Below are 12,069 nucleotides of genomic sequence, written 5' to 3'. Positions count from 1 at the left end.
TTTGAAAAATACACTATAATTACATTATAATAGTTATAAAGTGTGAGTTAACTATATCTAGGATAATATACATTGGAAGTTTGGGAGGTAACTATGAATAATAAAGACAAAAAAAACACAGTGGAAAAATATATGACACTATATATGAGCATTGGAATGTGTTTCGGTGTTTCAGGTGGATTAATATTTGGAATGATTATTTACCCTGATAATATGACTCTTGGAATGTGTTTTGGACTTCCAATTGGTATGGGCATCGGTATGGTAATAGGTCAAGCAAAAGATAAACGTCTTTCTGAAAATATAATGATAATAAAAAAAATCAAAACTGTGAATGATTCAACAGATTTAGTGATTTATGTTAGTGATAAAAATGAAATGGAAAAACAATATAGTGTTACTAATAAAAAAATGCAAGAAGAAAAATTCGTAGAAGGTGACCGAGTGGCAGAAGAAACAGATGGTTCTTTAGTATCATTAGAAAGTAAATAAAATTATATAAAGTTGATAATAGTAATATATCATGAAAATCTAACGTAGATACCGTATTATTCAAAAGTGAATATGCGGTATTTTTTTGTAATTTAAAAAGATTAAGAGGCGAAATAATGATTATATAATTTTATGGATAAGTAACAGTGGTAGATTTAAATTTCAAAATTAATGTAATAATGAAGAAGAATAGTCACATTACAAAAATAAAATTAATCTATGATTATATTGCAAAATAATTATTAAATTTGTTCTTTGATAATAGAACTACACAGTATTTTACAAAATATGGTACAATTATATTGTAATAATAGAATTACTAGAAAGGAGAATGAAAATGTTAATCAGGATAGGCTCAAAAGAAGAGTTGAAGCATTTATGGGGAAATAATAACTTGCCTACTAAAACATATTTTATAGATGGTATTGAAAAAGGAAACATAGAATTTTGGACAATTGAAAATGAAATAGATAGATCACTGATAGGTGAACTTTATATATTTTGGGATTCTCAAGATAAGGATGAAGCCAATGGTAAGGAAAGAGCATATCTTTGTGCTTTTAGAGTTGATAAGGAGTTTCAGGGACGAGGACTGGGAAAGATGCTAATGCAAAGAGTTTTACGCAGGGTTATAGAGAAAGGTTTTAGCGAGGTGACCATAGGGGTAGATAATGATGAGGCGGAAAAATTAACCTGCATGTATAAAGTCTGGGGATTTTCGAAATTAGTAAAAATGCAAAATATTGATCATCATTATATTGATAAAAATAATAATCCTACACATTATGAAACACCATATGCGTTATACTTAAATAAATTATTTAAAGCATAATTTAGTATATAATTTTAATATTAAACATCAAGAGTGACAAAATAATAACTTATAAAAATACCGTACTATTCAAAACTGAATATACGGTATTTTTTATTTGGTAATTCAAATATAAAATTGCTTTATGATTAAATAATGAAGTAATTAATAGATATTGTGGTATTTACAAAATATGTTATGATTGATTCGTGATAGTATTATTATGAGATATAACTTTATTTGTAAACTACCTTATTAATAATACGTAGAAATATTTTTAGTAGGAGGTAAAGTGATGAAAAATATTAAATGTATATTTTTTGATATAGGTTATACATTGATTAATGAAGATGATGTATGGCAGCAGAGGTGTTTGGAACAATCACAAACAGAAGAAGCAAAATTACTTAATTTATCACCTGAACAAATATATGCTGAAATTGTTCAAGCTTCTTTAGATTATAAACCACAATATCGAACAGTTATAAAAAAGTTTGGCTTTAAAAATCAAGCTCCTTATAAGCATAATCTTGAAAAACTATATGATAATGCGAATGTAGTACTACAGACTTTATCCAAGAGATATGAATTAGGGATTATTGCAAATCAAACAGATGGACTTATAGATAGATTAAGAGAATTAGGAATTTTAAAATATTTTTCATTTATAATTTCATCATGGGATTATCAGATTATGAAGCCAAATATTAAACTTTTTGAGATTGCAGTAGAAAAATCAGGATATAAAGCATCAGAAATAGTTATGGTTGGAGATCGATTAGATAACGATATATTTCCAGCAAAGCAAATTGGAATGAAGACAATATGGATTAAGCAGGGATTTGGTGGAATTCAGAATCCAAAATCAGATGAATATATTCCTAATATAGAGATTTCACAATTAAACGACTTACTTGAGGTGTTATAATAAGAATTTTTTCGAAAGTACTGTAGTAATAGTCTATATACTAATTTATCTATTAAATAACATAACTATTTAAATAATAGATGTAAAAATGCTTTTTAAATTAAATAATTGATTATTTACAAAATATGTTACAATTAATTTAGGATAGTAAATAAATATGATATATAAAAGATGTGAACCAATTCGATAAATAGGAATTTATAATTAAGATTATTTATACTTGGTGAGGTGATTTATAATGATTACATATAAAGTATTGGATGCCAACGATGTGAATCTCTCGTTGTTCGAATCTTTTGATAGGACGCAGAATGTAACTAGGTGCTGGAGAAAAATAAACGGTGAATGGTTCATTAAAGATGTACCATTTGTTGATAACTGGTGTGAGGAAGAATATCGGGAAGGGGTTTTGTACCTGGAAAATCTAATTAATTCCAACGGATATGTTGTTGGTGCTTTCTGTCATGGATATCTGAAGGGATTTGCATCTGTAGAGCCAGCTATATTTGGCATACATGCTAAATACATGGATTTATCCAACATTCATGTATCACAGGATATGCGTGGAGAAGGAATTGGAAAAGAATTATTTAGTTTAGCAAAAAAGTGGGCAAAAGAGCATCATGCCGAAAAATTATATATATCAGCTCATTCGGCAATAGAAAGTCAAGCTTTTTATCGAGCGATGGGGTGTGTGGAAGCTGTTGAATATAATAAAGAGCTTGCAGAAAAAGAACCTTGTGATTGCCAACTAGAGTGTGTTTTATGACTAATATAGAATCAAAGTATATCGAGGATGACTGTAATCCAAGTATATATTCCAATAGTATCAATTTCTAGTTCATACATAAGTAGATATAGAATTTACCACATTTCTTATTTTAAATAATGAATTATTGTATTAAGTTCTGAGGGTTAAAGGGGATTTTTAGGAGGCTTTTTTTATGAAACATGAAGTGTCAAGTGGTGCAGTGGTATTTACACGCAAAGAAAATGATGTTTACTTCGTTATTGTTAAATCTTTAGAAGGACATTATGGATTTCCTAAAGGTCATATTGAAGGAATGGAAACAGAAAAAGAGACTGCATTAAGAGAAATATATGAAGAAATAGGTATAAGACCTCAAATTATTGATGGTTTTAGGACAATGGATGAATATATAATTCCTAATAAGGAAGAGATAATTAAAGAAGTAATATATTTTGTTGCAGAGTATGATAATCAACAGATATGTTATCAAGAAGAAGAATTAGATGGGGCATATTTAATTAAATATGAAGACGCAATGGAAGTTTTAAATTTTGATAGTTCAAAAAGAATATTAAGTGAAGCAAAGGACTTTATTGAAAAAATTTCAATTTGCTAAGGAATTTAAAAATAAGGAGATATATTAAATATGTGCTTTAAAAGAATAAACAATAATTTATTTGTAAAATATGGTATAGTTAATTTATTAAATCAAAACATATTTTTATACTATAAATAGAAAAGGGGATTGAAATGGTTTTATTAATAGTTGATACACAAAAATTAATAGTGAATGAAAAATTATATGAATTTGATAGGTTTGTATCTAATGTTAAAGAACTAATAAATAAAGCTAGAACAAATAGAATTGAAGTAATATATGTACGTCATGACGATGGACAAGATAGTGAATTAACAAAAGGAAATATTGGATTTGAAATATATGAAGAGTTTAAACCAATAAATGGAGAACGAATATTCGACAAAAATGTTAATAGTGCTTTTAAAGGAACTGGTTTGTTAGAGTATTTAATAAATAAGGGTGAAAAAGATATAATTATTGCAGGACTTCAAACAGACTATTGTATTGATGCTACTATAAAATGCGGATTTGAACATGGATTTAATATTATAGTTCCAGAATATGCAAATACAACAGTAAATAATAAATTTATGTCATCAGAACAAAGTTATAGATATTATAATGAATTTATTTGGAATGGAAGATATGCAAAATGCATTTCAATAGATGAAACAATTATAAAGATGAATTCTTAAATTTAAGTTATATATAGGAATCCAAGTTGGAACTTTAAGTTATTCATGTTTCAGTTGAGAAAGAAAAATTTAAAGTGTTATACAAAATTAACAATTAACAATTAAGGATAAAACTGAAGTATCAGTTTTTAAAATCAATTTTTATGATAATTTGCTAAGCAAATTACTTGAAAACAATATAAAAACGTAGTTTTTAAGCATTTCTATTTTTAGATATTAAAAGCGAAGTGAGTAATATCAACTATAACTTTTCACTTTTCACTTTTAACTCTTACTTGGTTCCAAATATAAAAATAGAAATAAACTGTAAGCTTAATAATATCATTTGATAAAGAGATTACTTTAAATTTGAACTTGGAACACTATAGATTGAACTATATATTTAAGTTTGATATAATATTTTTTATTAGGGAATGAATGTCTCCCTTGATTTATATCAAAACTGCTTAATAAGCTAATGACTTCTACAACTTTCTTTGTTGTAGTTTCATTAGCTTTTTTTATATGAATATTTAAAATTAAGGAGAAAATATGAGTAAGATAAAAATTTTAAAATTAGTGTTGATTTCAGCAATAATAGGAGGATTATCTGGTGTAATTATTGGAGGATTTCTTATATTGCTTGAGAAGGTTATTGAATTAAACTTAAAGTACGACTTGCTAATATTGTTACTACCTTTATCTGGAGTGTTAATGACTTTTCTTTATAAAAAGTATGGTAAAAACTCAAAAAAGGGAAATAACTTAATTATTGAAAATATTAATGGGCGTAATGAAAAAATACATTTAGTTATGGCACCATTAGTTTTTATAGGGACAATTTTAACACATTTATTTGGAGGATCAGTAGGCAGGGAAGGTACAGGTGTGCAAATTGGTGGAACTATTGGAAACTTATTTGCAGATATCTTTAAAAAATATGATTTGGATAGAAAAATATTATTGATTAGTGGGGTTTCTTCTGGATTTTCTGCTGTGTTTGGAACACCGATTGCTGGGAGTATATTTGCAGTAGAAGTTTCAACTGTGGGTAGTTTAACTTATGCGTCTATGTTACCAGCTATAACAGCTGCTATAGTTGGCGATAAAGTTGTAAGGTTTTTAGGTGTATCGCACTCTCACTTTCAAATACCACCTATAGAATCTTTTGATTTTATCAATATCGAAAAAGTTATATTACTTTCAATTTGCTTTGGAATTATTAGTAAATTATTTGTATATATGACTGATTTCTTTAAGGTTATTTTTAATAAATATATTAAAGATGATTATATAAAAATTTTTATTGGTGGGTCAATTATGGTTTGTATAACATTTTTATTAGGAAATAGATTATATAACAATTTAAGTTTAGGGTTATTAATGGATTCGTTTGAAGGCAATGTTCCATATTTTGCTTTTATCATAAAACTCACACTAACAACTCTTTGTTTAAGTGTTGGATATCAAGGAGGAGAAGTAACACCACTATTTGTTATAGGGGCAACATTAGGAGCAACATTATCACCTATAGTTGGTATTCCGGTTGCTTTTTCAGCAGCTTTGGGATTAATAGGTGTTTTTGCTGGTGCTACTAACGCACCTATTGCTTCATTTATATTATATCTTGAGCTTTTTGGTTCAAATAATATGATTTTTGCAATAATTGTTTGTATAATAAGTGTGTTTATTTCAGGCAGAAAGGGAATCTATTCATCACAGGTTTGGTTGGAGTATTAAATGTAAATTAAAACACTGTATTTACAGAATATGTTATAATTGGATTGTAATAATAATTTATAATAGAGAAATTAAATAGGGGAGGGGTATATGAACATTTCATTTAAAGAAAATGAAAATAATATTTTATTTGTAATTTCTGAGTATCCCAATGAATATAAAAGCATTCTTGAAAGCCAATATTACTCTTTAGAACATGGAAATTTTGTAAAGAAGTATCCTAAAAACATTGATAATATAGATAATATTAAAATGAATTTCAAGAATTATGCAGAAGAAATGTTTTTACAAATGGGATACTTAAAAGAAGTTCAATGGGAAAAAGCTTTGTTATCATTTATAAATAAAATTAAAGGTTATGATATAGATTGGTGGTTAACTGGCAGTTGTGCTTTGTGCATAAGAGGAATTTCTGTTATGCCTCATGATGTTGATATTATGCTAAATTCAAAGGACATTGGTAAGATAAAAAATATTTTTTCTGATTTTATTGTTGAACCTATTATTTCAAGTAAAGGTTGGGTGGTGGATTATTTTGGTGTGCTATTTTTAAATGCAAGAATAGATTTGGCTTTTGATCCACAGGATTTTGTAGATAAACCAGAACCATCTGATTTTGGGCCATATGCAAGGAATCATATAGAAAGTGTCCTATGGAATGGAAATATTGTTAAAGTTCCACCATTAGAATTACAGCTACAAGTTAATAGGAAAAGAAAACGATATGATAGAGTAAAGGCTATTGAGGATTATTTAAAAAATAAATAGATATTAATTTATAGTTTTTAGGTGCTTCTTAATATTCTAATTGAAAATTTTACTATAATAAAATGTATATTAATATTATTAGGAAATCTATGGAGGTGGATAATGTTTACACTAGGTGTAATTGAAGAAAGCTTAGAAAACAATCAAGTATTAGAGATAATAAAACCGTATTTCTTTTCGCAAAGAATTGAAAACGTACCAGAAGATGAATGTCCAGTATGGCACACAAATGAATATCGTGTACCAGATGAAAAAATAAAAGACTTATTAGAAATGCTTAAAAATGAAGTGAAATTGACATGGTATATACACACTTTTAGTGACGAAACTCTCTTTGTTATATTGAAAGGGAAATATTTTGAGCTTCCAGTAAAAAGAGATAAAACATGGAATGAAATGATTGAATATGGAGTAAATAAGTGTAATGTAGAAAAACATTTTTTAGAGAACATACCACTACATGTTTAATGCAAGTTATTATAGGGTTTCAAGCTGAAAAATGAAATTATTCAAATATTAAATGAGAATGGTAGTAGTAAAGGAAACAGTAATTATTTAAAACGTTATTCATAAAAATTTCGAAGAAACTCTAATAAATTTGCCATTTTATTTTTAAGACTAGACGGCTATTAGTGAGCTAAATTCAGAGCTATGTAATTAAATTCTAGCCTATTTTTCATAACTCTTCGTCAGCAATTCACATTAATAAAATTCCATTATTGATGTAAATTACTTCCTTGATTTATAAAAAATATACATTGAATTCTCAATTACATATTTCTAAATTTAGTTCACACGACATCTTGTCTAGGCAGTCGCTGAACCCGTCCTTGGGTTCAGGTCTTGAAAATAAAACACAAATTAATAAGATTTTCTAAATTAAATTTTAAAGAAATACTAATTTAAATAATTCCTGTTTCTTGATGAAAGAAAAAAGTCTTTCAATTGATAAATTTGTTATTTAAAATTTGAACTTGGAGCCCTATTATTGGGGGATAAATACATGGAGACAAAGGATAGGGTACTAGAACTTTGGAAAGATATTATTGAGCAAAATCCAAAGAAACTTAAAAGATATTTTAATTCAAATGCTATAATTAATTGGCATAATACTAATGAAAGTTTTACAGTAGAAGAATATATAATAGCAAACTGTGAATATCCTGGTAATTGGTGTGGCGAGGTTGAAAAACTTGAGGTAATAGGCGATTTAGCTATTTCAGTTACAAGAGTATGGCTTTCAGATAATAGTAGTTCATTTCATGCTACATCGTTTATAAGGTTTTCAGGGGAAAAGATAATAAGTATTGATGAGTACTGGGGAGATGATACAAACCCTCCACAATGGAGAGTGGATAAGAAAATTGGAAAACCAATAAAATTAGTATAATTACTAATTTGAAATTATTCTACCTAGACTCAGAATTGCAACAGTTATAAGAAAGGTGGAATTATTTATGAAAAAACCTAAAGCAACTAGTATTGCTTTTTTTATTATTATTGTTTGCTTTTTATCATCATTCATATTCATACATACTAATCCAATAAGAGTTGCTAAGAAATATAATTTTTATCATGGGTACTTTAAATATCATTTAAAAGAAGCTCCACAATTAGAATATACATCTGATGATAAAAGAAATGTACGTGTTCATTTATTGTATAATGACAATTCTGCTTCAGGAATGGGCGTGTATAAAACAAAATTAGGATTATGGTTTATAATTCCTAATAGTGTATATGATTTCTAAAATTATGTGTCTGTGAATTTGAAATATTATATTAATAATAAGATTAATTTTAAAGATGTATATTAGCTGAAGTAAGCAGAAAATGTCAAGAAGTATATAAAAAGTTTCTTTATACTAGAAAATAGACAGAGGGGGTGGTTAAATGGATACAGTAGATTGTATTCAAAGAGCAATTGATTTTATTGAAGATAATATATTTGAAAATTTAAAACTAGAAATTATTGCAAGTCAAGCATATATGTCAAGTTTTCACTTTCAACGTATTTTTTCTATTATATGTGGTATTTCAATTGGAGATTATATTCGTAATCGAAGATTAACACTTGCTAGTATAGAGATATCTTCATCAAATAAAAAGATAATTGATATTGCTTTTAAATATGGATATGAGTCACCAGAAAGTTTCTCACGTGCGTTTACACGCTTCCATGGGTTTTCACCTATAAAAGCACGGAGTCATGGTGAAAATATTAAAGTATTTGCCCCTATATCTGTTCAATCTATTTTAGGAGGAAATCAAAGTATGCAAAATTTGAAAGAAAGAGGTTACTCAGTCAAGGAAAATGGTCCTGTCTATTATACAAAGGATATGTACAAAACAGCAAAATGGTTTGAAAATGTTTTAGGGTGGTATGTAAATATTGATCAAAGGGATAAAGATGGAAATGGAATTTATGGGTGTGCATTACCTATACCTGAGGAGTTAATTAATATGCAAATAACTACATTTAATGGTATTCACATGTTTGAAGGTGAACCTTTAAAACAAACTGTTGCATTTATGCGTGTTGAAGGGATAGATCAATTGTATTCATTTGTGAAGAAAAATGGTTGGAGTAAAGTAACGGAAATTAAAACTCAAAGTTGGGGAGGCAAAGAGTGTGATATAATCACAATTGATGGTAGTATTATAAGGTTCTTCCAGTTAGATTAATAATTATCTTAGTATAAAGAAAATAAGTGTAGTTAGAGTATTTAATATAGTTAGCACATTATAAAAATATTAATCTAATACAAATAAAGTAAAGATGTAACATTTCAAGTGAAAACGCCACATTATTTAAATGTGAATATATGGCGTTTTTTCTTTAACTTTGATTATAATACTTACTAAGTATTACAATTGATTTGTGATATTAAAAAATTGGATAACGTATTAATGAATTTAAGGACTTAAATATAGATTGTGAGAGCGTCAATAATGAAATTTGAATATGCTTCATCTAAATGAAAATTATAGAAATAAGGAATAGAAAAAGAATTAGTTATGACATCCACATTGTCTAATGATGGAGCACAATATTTTTGGAACTTACAAAATATGTTATGATTGAATCATTATAAAAAATAACTTTGAATAAATAGGGATTTGAAAGTGAGGAGTTTATATGAAAAAAATTGCGGTTATGATTTATCCATACTTTTCTATGCAAGAAATTTCTTGTCTAACTGATTGATTAAAAGTATATTTTGACATTGATGTTGAAGTATTTGCTTCTTCTAAAGAAGTTATAACTAGTGAAGATAACTTTCAAGTAATATCACATAAGGCATTTGATGAATTTAATATAGAAGAATATGATTGTTTAATTCTTCCAGGTATATATAATCCAATTCCTGCTTTGTTTGATGAGAAAAATATAGAGTTTTTAAAGGGATTAAAAGGAGAAAATATTTTGATTTCAAGTATATCATCTTCACCAATACTGTTAGCAAAGGCAGGATTATTAGATGATGTACATTTTACATCTGGAATATGGGATGAAATTAGTAAAAATATTGATTTTATTCCGTATGAAAATATTATTCATAAACCAATTGTTAAAGATAAAAATTTTATAACTGCAATTGGATTTGCATATAAAGAATTTGCTATAGAAACAATAAGGGCTTTAGGAATTGATGAATGTAAAAATGGATTATTTAATGGAATAACAAGAGATTATACTGAGGAAGAACTGGTATATAAGATGGGTGATGATAAATTTAAGGAATTTATGAAAGAATACAAAAATTATTCAATTAATTAACTTTTTATTTATTAAATAGATTTAATATAAAAGATAGGGTCATTATAATTACTGGTATGTTTAGAAAAGGGTATTTTCATAATAAGGGATAAAAATTCGATAGTTTCACTTGAATAAGTGGAGGAATTTTATGGAGAATGAATTAATTTTAAGGAAAGTAGATGAAAGTAATTTTATTGAGTGTTTTAATTTGAAACTTGGATATGGACAAGATAAGTTCGTATCACATCCTATTCGCAGTTTAGCACAAGCATATGTATATTATAATCAATGTACGCCATTTGTAGCTTGTAAAGATAATATGATTATAGGATATGTTATGGTTATTTATGATTATGATGAAGAAACATATAATATTTGGCATATGATGATTGATGAAAAATATCAAGGTAAAGGATATGGAACTAAAGTTATAAAATTATGTATAGATTATATAAAAACAAAACCATTTGGAAAATCAAATAATATTATATTAACTTGTAATATTGATAATACTCATGCAATTTATATTTATGAAAAGCTAGGTTTTAAAGATACAGGAGAACGTGATGATGATGAGATGATTATGAAATTAGTAATCTAAATTTAGAAATAGCAAAACAAAATGTCGCAATATTCAGAAATGGGCTTGTGGTATTTTTATAAAGTAATACCAATAGAGTAGAAATGGAGGTGTTACAATAAACAAAAGTATATTTTAAAGTTTAATCATTATATGATGGTTAAATGTGTAACTTTAAATTTTCTTTAGTTGAAAGATATAAGGGGGAAAAATGTTAGGTATATATTTTAGTGGAACAGGCAATACAAAGTATTGTATTGAATCCTTTGTAAAAGAACTTGATGCAAAAGCAAAATGTATGTCCATAGAAGATTCTAAGGTCTTACATGAAATAGAAAAAAGTGATTTTATAGTTTTAGCCTATCCAATTTATTTTAGTAATTTACCTAAAATAATGGGAGATTTTATTTTGAAAAATAGAACTAAATTCAACAACAAAAAGATTTTCATTATTGCAACTATGGGTTTATTTAGTGGTGATGGAGCAGGATGTAGTGCAAGATTATTAAAAAAATGTGGAGCTAAGATTGTTGGTGGACTTCATTTAAAAATGCCTGATTGTGTAGGCGATGTACAAGCTTTGAAAAAATCTAAGGAAGAAAATATAAAGATGGTACAAGAAGCTATTATTAAAATAAAAAATTCAGTGGAAATTTTAAAAGGTGGAAAACCTACAGAAGAGGGACTTAATATTTTGTGTCATTTGGGAGGTTTATTTGGTCAAAGATTATGGTTTTATAATAAAACCAAAGAATATACAAATAAAGTTAAGATTAATGAAAATAAATGCATTACATGTGGCAAATGTATTGAACTATGTCCAATGAAAAATTTATATGAATGTGATGGAAAAATAAAAAGCAAGAGTACATGTACTATGTGTTATAGATGTTTAAGCAATTGTCCTAAAGAGGCAATTACTATATTAGGGAAGCAGGTACATGAGCAGTGTAAAATTGAAAATTATATATAATAACTAGAA

The 12,069-nt window shown here is 27.0% G+C and carries 15 protein-coding genes and 1 riboswitch; all 15 genes read left to right on the top strand.

Going from position 1 to position 12,069, the window contains the following annotated elements:
* The first annotated feature begins 93 nt into the window (after nt 1–93).
* The 15 genes from BN346_RS04660 (at nt 94) to BN346_RS04590 (ending at nt 12,060) form a co-directional block, all read left to right on the top strand.
* On the top strand, nt 94–492 hold the full coding sequence (locus BN346_RS04660; RefSeq protein WP_034439986.1) for a hypothetical protein: 399 nt from the start codon (nt 94–96) through the stop codon (nt 490–492).
* 337 nt (nt 493–829) lie between these two features.
* Nucleotides 830–1,324 (top strand): GNAT family N-acetyltransferase, encoded by a 495-nt coding sequence (locus BN346_RS04655; protein ID WP_034439984.1) that lies wholly within the window; start codon nt 830–832, stop codon nt 1,322–1,324.
* A 274-nt stretch (nt 1,325–1,598) separates the two neighbouring features.
* Nucleotides 1,599–2,231, top strand: a complete 633-nt coding sequence (locus BN346_RS04650) for an HAD family hydrolase (RefSeq protein WP_034439982.1) — start codon at nt 1,599–1,601, stop codon at nt 2,229–2,231.
* A 238-nt stretch (nt 2,232–2,469) separates the two neighbouring features.
* Nucleotides 2,470–3,000, top strand: a complete 531-nt coding sequence (locus BN346_RS04645; RefSeq protein WP_034439980.1) for a GNAT family N-acetyltransferase — start codon at nt 2,470–2,472, stop codon at nt 2,998–3,000.
* Nucleotides 3,001–3,175: 175 nt separating this feature from the next.
* Complete coding sequence (locus BN346_RS04640; RefSeq protein WP_034439978.1) at nt 3,176–3,598, top strand: bis(5'-nucleosyl)-tetraphosphatase; 423 nt, start codon at nt 3,176–3,178, stop codon at nt 3,596–3,598.
* A 134-nt stretch (nt 3,599–3,732) separates the two neighbouring features.
* Nucleotides 3,733–4,257: a cysteine hydrolase family protein gene (locus BN346_RS04635; RefSeq protein ID WP_034439975.1), complete on the top strand. Its 525-nt coding sequence runs from the start codon at nt 3,733–3,735 to the stop codon at nt 4,255–4,257.
* A gap of 400 nt (nt 4,258–4,657) precedes the next feature.
* Nucleotides 4,658–4,731: riboswitch (Fluoride riboswitch) on the top strand.
* 57 nt (nt 4,732–4,788) lie between these two features.
* Nucleotides 4,789–5,976: a chloride channel protein gene (locus BN346_RS04630; RefSeq protein WP_074432672.1), complete on the top strand. Its 1,188-nt coding sequence runs from the start codon at nt 4,789–4,791 to the stop codon at nt 5,974–5,976.
* Nucleotides 5,977–6,066: 90 nt separating this feature from the next.
* On the top strand, nt 6,067–6,744 hold the full coding sequence (locus tag BN346_RS04625; RefSeq protein WP_203226289.1) for a nucleotidyltransferase family protein: 678 nt from the start codon (nt 6,067–6,069) through the stop codon (nt 6,742–6,744).
* A gap of 102 nt (nt 6,745–6,846) precedes the next feature.
* Nucleotides 6,847–7,212 (top strand): hypothetical protein, encoded by a 366-nt coding sequence (locus BN346_RS04620; RefSeq protein WP_034439973.1) that lies wholly within the window; start codon nt 6,847–6,849, stop codon nt 7,210–7,212.
* 535 nt (nt 7,213–7,747) lie between these two features.
* Nucleotides 7,748–8,134 (top strand): hypothetical protein, encoded by a 387-nt coding sequence (locus BN346_RS04615; protein WP_034439971.1) that lies wholly within the window; start codon nt 7,748–7,750, stop codon nt 8,132–8,134.
* 67 nt (nt 8,135–8,201) lie between these two features.
* Nucleotides 8,202–8,495 carry a hypothetical protein gene (locus BN346_RS04610; protein WP_034439968.1) on the top strand — a complete coding sequence of 98 codons (294 nt, stop codon included), beginning with the start codon at nt 8,202–8,204 and terminating at the stop codon, nt 8,493–8,495.
* Nucleotides 8,496–8,637: 142 nt separating this feature from the next.
* Complete coding sequence (locus BN346_RS04605; RefSeq protein ID WP_034439966.1) at nt 8,638–9,429, top strand: helix-turn-helix domain-containing protein; 792 nt, start codon at nt 8,638–8,640, stop codon at nt 9,427–9,429.
* 541 nt (nt 9,430–9,970) lie between these two features.
* Nucleotides 9,971–10,525 (top strand): DJ-1/PfpI family protein, encoded by a 555-nt coding sequence (locus BN346_RS20885; protein WP_081770919.1) that lies wholly within the window; start codon nt 9,971–9,973, stop codon nt 10,523–10,525.
* A gap of 130 nt (nt 10,526–10,655) precedes the next feature.
* The gene (locus BN346_RS04595; RefSeq protein ID WP_034439964.1) at nt 10,656–11,108 is read left to right on the top strand and encodes a GNAT family N-acetyltransferase; all 453 of its coding nucleotides are present in this window, start codon (nt 10,656–10,658) and stop codon (nt 11,106–11,108) included.
* Between the two features lie 190 nt (nt 11,109–11,298).
* On the top strand, nt 11,299–12,060 hold the full coding sequence (locus tag BN346_RS04590) for an EFR1 family ferrodoxin (RefSeq protein ID WP_034439962.1): 762 nt from the start codon (nt 11,299–11,301) through the stop codon (nt 12,058–12,060).
* Nucleotides 12,061–12,069 lie beyond the last annotated feature (9 nt).

Source organism: Clostridium ihumii AP5, from assembly GCF_000612845.1.
Lineage (GTDB): Bacteria > Bacillota > Clostridia > Clostridiales > Clostridiaceae > Clostridium_J > Clostridium_J ihumii.
Note: the sequence above shows the minus strand (reverse complement) of the source record. Positions and strands in the feature narration are given on the sequence as shown.

Coding starts and splice junctions, on each gene's coding strand:
- BN346_RS04615 (WP_034439971.1), top strand. CDS start 7,748: ATGGAGACAAAGGATAGGGTACTAGAACTTTGGAAAGATATTATTGAG.
- BN346_RS04655 (WP_034439984.1), top strand. CDS start 830: ATGTTAATCAGGATAGGCTCAAAAGAAGAGTTGAAGCATTTATGGGGA.
- BN346_RS04635 (WP_034439975.1), top strand. CDS start 3,733: ATGGTTTTATTAATAGTTGATACACAAAAATTAATAGTGAATGAAAAA.
- BN346_RS04610 (WP_034439968.1), top strand. CDS start 8,202: ATGAAAAAACCTAAAGCAACTAGTATTGCTTTTTTTATTATTATTGTT.
- BN346_RS04620 (WP_034439973.1), top strand. CDS start 6,847: ATGTTTACACTAGGTGTAATTGAAGAAAGCTTAGAAAACAATCAAGTA.
- BN346_RS04605 (WP_034439966.1), top strand. CDS start 8,638: ATGGATACAGTAGATTGTATTCAAAGAGCAATTGATTTTATTGAAGAT.
- BN346_RS04660 (WP_034439986.1), top strand. CDS start 94: ATGAATAATAAAGACAAAAAAAACACAGTGGAAAAATATATGACACTA.
- BN346_RS04640 (WP_034439978.1), top strand. CDS start 3,176: ATGAAACATGAAGTGTCAAGTGGTGCAGTGGTATTTACACGCAAAGAA.
- BN346_RS04630 (WP_074432672.1), top strand. CDS start 4,789: ATGAGTAAGATAAAAATTTTAAAATTAGTGTTGATTTCAGCAATAATA.
- BN346_RS04590 (WP_034439962.1), top strand. CDS start 11,299: ATGTTAGGTATATATTTTAGTGGAACAGGCAATACAAAGTATTGTATT.
- BN346_RS04645 (WP_034439980.1), top strand. CDS start 2,470: ATGATTACATATAAAGTATTGGATGCCAACGATGTGAATCTCTCGTTG.
- BN346_RS04625 (WP_203226289.1), top strand. CDS start 6,067: ATGAACATTTCATTTAAAGAAAATGAAAATAATATTTTATTTGTAATT.
- BN346_RS04650 (WP_034439982.1), top strand. CDS start 1,599: ATGAAAAATATTAAATGTATATTTTTTGATATAGGTTATACATTGATT.
- BN346_RS04595 (WP_034439964.1), top strand. CDS start 10,656: ATGGAGAATGAATTAATTTTAAGGAAAGTAGATGAAAGTAATTTTATT.